This window comes from Pseudomonas sp. TE24901, from assembly GCF_054058375.1.
Map to the genome: position 1 here is coordinate 478471 of NZ_JBSSAF010000004.1, position 6000 is coordinate 484470.

Here is a 6000-nt window from a genome sequence, read left to right on the forward strand (position 1 = left end):
GTTAAAACCTTTCAAAAACAATGCAGGCGACCGCCGAGGCCGTTCGCTGCCTCCCTGCGGCCAGCGCCTGATAATACGAGTCCATGGATGAATGTGCCCTGAACAGGGCACCGACCGATCACATCGGGTCGTTGCGGCGCAGCAGCTCTTCGGGCAAGTGTTCGATGTACTCGTCCTCGGCCGGTGGCATTTGCAGGTGGTAACCCTGCTTGTCGAGGTTTTCCAGGACTTGCACGATGTCTTCCTGTTGCAGCTTGCGCTCAGGCGTCAGCACCAGGTCGAAGGCGTGCGCCGGCTTGCCGAAAATCGTCAGCAGGCCTTCGGGTACCCGTTCAAGGGCATCGCTCTTGAGCACATACAGGTACATGCCGGTGCGTTTGGAGCTGCGGTAGATGGAGCAAATACGTTTCAAGGCTGTTCTCCGGCAGTGGCCAGGCTGTCGAGCAGCGCCTGGCCCATCAACTCGCGGCGCCAGCCACGCAGCGAGTCTGGCAATTGGTAAGGCCCATCGGGATAGCCACTTTTGACCAGGGCTTCGAGGGTTTTCTTGCGCAGCATCAGTTCCGGCGCCATGTCCAGGCGCTCAGCTTCGGCCTGGCCCAGGGCGCGCAGTTGCTTGATCAGCGCCGCGGCATCCACCGGCAGCGGTTCGGCAACGGCGGGCGGCCACTGGTCCATGGGCAGGCTGCCGGCACGTTTGATCAGATCCAGCAGGAACTGGCCGTCCTGACGCACGGTGCGCGGGTGCATGTCTTCGATCTTGCCCAGCGCGGCGAGGTTATCCGGCTGGGATTTGGCCAGGGGCCATAGCGAGTGTTCGCGAATGATGCGGTTGCGCGGCAAGTCACGCGCGCGGGCCTGCTGTTCACGCCAGGCGCACAGCTCGCGCAATACGGCGAGTTGCGCGCGGGACAGTTTCCACGCCAGCTTGGCGTCGCGGTACACCTCGTAAGGGTCCACTTCGCGGCGTAGGTTGGCCACCAGTTCGGCGCCGTCTTCCAGGACCCACGTGTACTTGTCGTCCGACAGTTGCGGGCGCAAGCGGGTGTAGACCTCCGCCAGGTGCACCGCATCTTCGGCGGCATAGCTCACCTGGGTCTCGGACAGTGGCCGCTGCAGCCAGTCCGAACGGGTCTCGCCCTTGGGCAATTCGATATCGAGCACGGCTTGCACCAGGCGCGAATAGCCCATGGAGAAACCGAGGTTCAGGTAAGCCGCCGCCAGTTGGGTATCGAACAACGGCACCGGCAGGCTGCCGGTCAGGCGCAGCAATACTTCCAGGTCTTCGCTGCAGGCGTGTACCACCTTGATCACCGCCGGGTTCTCCAGCAAGGCGGCCAAGGGTTGCCAGTTGTCGATGGTCAGGGGATCGATCAGGTAAGCGCGTGCGCCATCACCGATCTGGATCAGCCCGGCAATAGGATAAAAGGTGTCGACCCGCATGAATTCGGTGTCGAGGGCGACGAATGGCAACTGCTGCCATTCGGCGCAGTGCTGGCCGAGGCTATCGTTGTCGCAGATCCAGTGAATATCGATGGCCACACGGCTCTCCCTTGAAGAATGGCGCGCAGTATATATCGCGAAAGGCCGTAGCGAGCATTCGCTGTGCACGCACAATCGTGAAAACTCCTACAAGAGATGAAAGAGTAGTCCGACCGCTAGGAGTTATCCTCTCTTACGCAGAACGTAGACACGCCACAGCTTGGAGCCCGGCAGGAACTCTTGGTGGTTCAGGACGCTGAAGCCGGCGTGGCGAAACTCCTCCTCTACCGGTGTGCCGGCATTGACCGACACGATCACCGTATCGCGGCTGACCCGATAGAACTCACTGAGCAGCGCCAGGCGCGCTTCGCGCGTGGGCACATGGCGGAACAATTCCAGGCAGAAGATGCAATCCACCGCATTGGCCGACAGGCCGATGGAAAACGCCGAACCCTGGAAGGTCTTGACCCGCTTGAGCAACGACGCCGGGTGATGGGTGCACGCGTGGTCGAGCATGGCCTGGGAATTGTCCGAGGCCAGGATCACGCGGTTGATGTGCTCGGCCAACACCGGCCAGAACCGCCCCGAACCGCAGGCCAGGTCGAGGATCAGGCCCGGTTCGCCGGCCACTTTGAGCGCATGGCGCACCAGCCGCTCATCGCGCCACACCGCCAGGCGCTGCAACAGCCCCGGCGGGCGCGTGTCGCCGCAGACCCTGGCGTGCTCACGGTCGCAGCGCTCGGCGAATTCAATCTCGATGGAGGATGGTGGTTGTGGCGACATCACGGGCTCAAGTGAGTGGAACGGTAGTGAACGACCTTGATACGCAGCTTAACCACTGCAACGTGAAAAAAAGGTCGAAACCCGTACCGCCACCAAACCCGTCACGCCTGATGCAAGTACCACCGCCAATCCTGCTCGCCCACTTCGCCCATGAATTGACGGTATTCGGCGCGTTTTACCGCCAGGTAGACGTTGAGGAATTCGCTGCCGAAGGCATCCCGCGCCCAGCTGGAACCTTCCAGCGCGCGCAAGGTGGTGAGCCAGTCGGTCGGCAGCAGTTCCTTGGCCTGGGCATAGCCATTGCCTTCCACCGGCGCGCCGGGGTCCAGTTGCTCACGGATCCCCCGGTGGATACCGGCCAGGATCGCGGCGGCCGCCAGGTAAGGGTTGGCGTCGGCGCCGCAGATGCGGTGTTCGATATGCCGCGAATTCGCCGGCCCTCCCGGCACGCGCAGGCTGACGGTGCGGTTATCGACGCCCCAGGTGGCGGCTAGCGGCGCATAGCTGTTGGTCTGGAAACGGCGGTAGGAGTTGGCGTTGGGGCAGAACATCAGCAACGAGTCGAGCAAGGTGCTGAGCATGCCGCCTACCGCCTGGCGCAACAGCGGCGTGCCATCGGTGGCTTCGCTGGCAAACAGGTTATTGCCCTGGGCATCCGCCAGGCTGACGTGCATGTGCATGCCCGTGCCAGCCAGGTCGTCGAAGGGCTTGGCCATGAAACAGGCGGTCATCCCGTGCTTGTGGGCCACGCCCTTGACCAGGCGTTTGTAACGCACCGCCTCGTCCATCGCCTGCAGCGCGTCGGCGCGGTGTTCCAGGGTAATTTCCACCTGGCCCGGGGCGTATTCGGAGATCGCCGTGCGCGCCGGAATGCCTTGCAGTTTGCAGGCGCTGTAGAGGTCGGCGAGAAACGGCTCGATCTGCTCCAGCTCGCGCAGGCCGTAGACCTGGGTCGAGCGCGGCCGGCCGCCGTCCCCATCCCGCGCCGGTTGCGGGCGACCATTGCTGTCGGGCTTCTGGTCGAGCAGGTAGAACTCCAGCTCCGCCGCCATCACCGGGTAGTAACCGTCAGCCTTGAGGCCGTCTATCACCTTGGCCAGCAAATGCCGAGGGTCGGCCACCGTCGCGGGCAGGCCTTCGGTGGGGTGCATGCTGACCTGCACTGCCGCCGTCGGGATCAGGCGCCACGGCATGCGCTGCAAACTGCCGCTGACCGGGTAGGCACGGCAATCGATATCACCCACCTCCCACACCAGCCCCGAGTTTTCTACGTCATCACCGTTGATGGTCAGGCCAAGGATGGTGCTGGGCAGCGGACGGCCACTGTCGTACACCGCCAACAGCTCGTCGCGGTGCAGCAACTTGCCGCGCGGCACACCGTTGTTGTCGAGGATAAACAGCTCGAACATCTCGATGTCCGGGTTGTGTTCAAGGAAGGATTGGGCTTCGTGCAGGCTGGCAAAAACACTCATGGCAATTCTCATACGTTTGCGTCAGGCAGGCGCGCAGGCGCCGCCGGGCAGATGCGCACAGGTGCGCGTCATCCATGGGGCAGATCAACGTAGGAGAAAAGTATCTGGTGGGCGCGCGTGTCGGCAGTGGAACAACGCCCAAAAGGCCAACTCGGACGGCAGTGCCTCGACAACCGTCGGACAGCTCGGCACATGGGCGCCAGGCGATGTCTCGGGGTGAGTGTCGGGGGAACCGTCCATACAAGGGTCACAGTGAGGTAGATGCCCGGCAGCGTCACATGCCTGCAAAGGGGGTTCAAGTCAGGGTTGATGGAGTTTGGTTGCACGTTGGCTAAACATTCGCCGCGCCTTGCCACCCTCCCCGGCACCTGCAAATAATGACCGCCCCTGATCATGCCCCCAAGGATTCGACTGCATGAAAGCGCCTCTGACCCTGTGTGTACTGGCCTGCCTGGCCACGCCTGCCCTGGCCGACAACGCCCCGTCGCGTCTCGACGAGGTTCTGCAGCGGGGCACGCTCAACGTGTGCACCACCGGCGACTACAAGCCCTACACCTCCTTGCGCGCCGACGGCACGTATGAAGGCATCGACATTGCCATGGCCGAAAACCTGGCCAAGAGCCTCAACGCCAAGATCCGCTGGGTGCCCACCACCTGGAAAACCCTGATGCCGGACTTCCTCGCCCAACGCTGCGACATCGCCGTGGGCGGTATCTCGGTGTCGCTGGAGCGCCAGAAAAAAGCCTTCTTCAGCCAAACCCTCGGCGTGGATGGCAAGATCCCGCTGGTGCGCTGCGCTGATGTGCAGCACTACCAGACTGTCGAGCAAATCAATAAACCCGAAGTGCGGGTGATCGAGCCCGCTGGCGGCACCAACGAAGTGTTCGCCCGTGCCCACCTGGGCCAGGCGCAAATCCGCCTGCACGACAACGTGACGATCTTCGACGAACTGCTGGCGGGCAAGGCCGACGTGATGATCACCGACGCCAGTGAGGCGCGCTACCAACAGAAGCAGAAACCCGGGCTGTGCGCGGTCAACCCCGACCACCCGATGCAATACAGCGAAAAAGCCTTTCTGCTGCCCCGCGATGATGTGGCCTGGAAGAGCTACGTCGACCAGTGGTTGCACCTGAGCGTGGCCACTGGCGTGTACGACGGCATCGTCAACCAATGGCTGGCGGCGCCCTGAGCCACGGCGGTCTACGCTGTTGTCACATCAATAACAACGAGGGACGGGTCATGAAGGGACTGCTCCGACTCACCTGGCTGCTGCTGTTGTGTGCCAGCCAGGTGCACGCCACCACTCAGGAAGAGGACGCCCGCGCCGCCAAGGCGCTGCTGGAAAAAGCCCTGGTGTATTACCAGAGCAACGGCGACAAGGCCTTCGCCGCGTTCAGCCGCCAGGGTGAGTTCGTCGACCATGACCGCTACGTGTTCGTGGTCGACACAAAAGGCGTCTTGCTGGCCAGCGGCGGGCCCTCCTCGGCGCTGATCGGCCGTGATGTGTCCGAGGTGCTGGGGCCGGATTTGCGGCAGTCGTTCAAGGACGCCTTGAACGTGCCCGAGGGCCAGGGCATCCAGCAGGCGGACTACCGCTGGCAGAACTGGAATGACGGCAAGGTTGAACACAAGCATGTGTTTTATCAGCGTGTGGGGGAGCGGATTCTGGCGGTGGGGTATTACCTGCCACGGGCGACGCCGGAACAGGCGCGGGCCTTGCGCAACAAGGCGGCGAATGCGCTGCTCAAGGACCAAGCCGGGACGCTGAAGGCGATCAACTCATTGCAGGGTGGGTTTCTGCAGGATGATTTGTATGTGTTTGTGGTGGACCTTAAGACCGAACGCTATGTGGCGCATGGGACCAATTTGCGGCTGGTGAATACCGACTTTGCCAAGATCAAGGATCCGGATGGGAAGCCGGTGGGGGAGCCTATCTTGAGGCTGATGGGGGAGCAGGATCAGGGGGAGTACAAGTATCGCTGGAAGAACCCGGTGACGGATCGGGTTGAGAATAAGCATGCTTATTTGCGTAGGGTGGGGGATTTGATGGTGGCTGTGGGGTATTACAGTCCCTGATTGTGTGTGCATATCCGTTGCTGCGGTAACGGCGGCTTAGGGTTCCGCCCTTACGGCGGCTCACTTTGGAAAAGCCCCAAAGTAAGCAAAGGGCTCTTGCCCCAACACTCGGCACCTCGCCTAGGCTCGGTGTGCCCGTAATCCGACAGGTATTTGGGGGGCCGCCGCCACGCGCCATCCATGGCGC

General features: G+C 62.5%; 6 protein-coding genes. 2 read left to right on the forward strand and 4 right to left on the reverse strand.

All coding sequences use genetic code 11. The features are described from left to right. Positions 1-118 precede the first annotated feature (118 nt). The 4 genes from ACVWVP_RS11005 to ACVWVP_RS11020 all read right to left on the reverse strand — a co-directional run bounded on the left by ACVWVP_RS11005 (position 119) and on the right by ACVWVP_RS11020 (position 3737). Complete coding sequence (locus ACVWVP_RS11005) at positions 119-412, reverse strand: YcgL domain-containing protein (protein ID WP_016971378.1); 294 nt, start codon at positions 410-412, stop codon at positions 119-121. Continuing rightward, the gene (rnd, locus tag ACVWVP_RS11010) at positions 409-1542 is read right to left on the reverse strand and encodes a ribonuclease D (protein ID WP_457405771.1); all 1134 of its coding nucleotides are present in this window, start codon (positions 1540-1542) and stop codon (positions 409-411) included. Before rnd ends, ACVWVP_RS11005 begins: the two co-directional genes overlap by 4 nt. 123 nt (positions 1543-1665) lie before the next feature. Next, positions 1666-2265 carry a class I SAM-dependent methyltransferase gene (locus tag ACVWVP_RS11015; RefSeq protein WP_178921583.1) on the reverse strand — a complete coding sequence of 200 codons (600 nt, stop codon included), beginning with the start codon at positions 2263-2265 and terminating at the stop codon, positions 1666-1668. Positions 2266-2366: 101 nt separating this feature from the next. After that, positions 2367-3737, reverse strand: coding sequence for a glutamine synthetase family protein (locus tag ACVWVP_RS11020; protein ID WP_178921585.1), 1371 nt, complete (start codon positions 3735-3737; stop codon positions 2367-2369). A 415-nt stretch (positions 3738-4152) separates the two neighbouring features. Between ACVWVP_RS11020 and ACVWVP_RS11025 the strand changes: the two genes are divergently transcribed. Together ACVWVP_RS11025 and ACVWVP_RS11030 are read left to right on the forward strand one after the other, a co-directional pair. Next, a complete protein-coding gene (locus tag ACVWVP_RS11025; RefSeq protein WP_259173489.1) occupies positions 4153-4926 on the forward strand; it encodes a transporter substrate-binding domain-containing protein in 774 nt (257 codons plus the stop codon). 50 nt (positions 4927-4976) lie between these two features. Then, positions 4977-5813 (forward strand): cache domain-containing protein, encoded by an 837-nt coding sequence (locus ACVWVP_RS11030; RefSeq protein ID WP_178921589.1) that lies wholly within the window; start codon positions 4977-4979, stop codon positions 5811-5813. Positions 5814-6000 lie beyond the last annotated feature (187 nt).

Coding starts and splice junctions, on each gene's coding strand:
- ACVWVP_RS11015 (WP_178921583.1), bottom strand. CDS start 2,265: ATGTCGCCACAACCACCATCCTCCATCGAGATTGAATTCGCCGAGCGC.
- ACVWVP_RS11020 (WP_178921585.1), bottom strand. CDS start 3,737: ATGAGTGTTTTTGCCAGCCTGCACGAAGCCCAATCCTTCCTTGAACAC.
- ACVWVP_RS11025 (WP_259173489.1), top strand. CDS start 4,153: ATGAAAGCGCCTCTGACCCTGTGTGTACTGGCCTGCCTGGCCACGCCT.
- ACVWVP_RS11030 (WP_178921589.1), top strand. CDS start 4,977: ATGAAGGGACTGCTCCGACTCACCTGGCTGCTGCTGTTGTGTGCCAGC.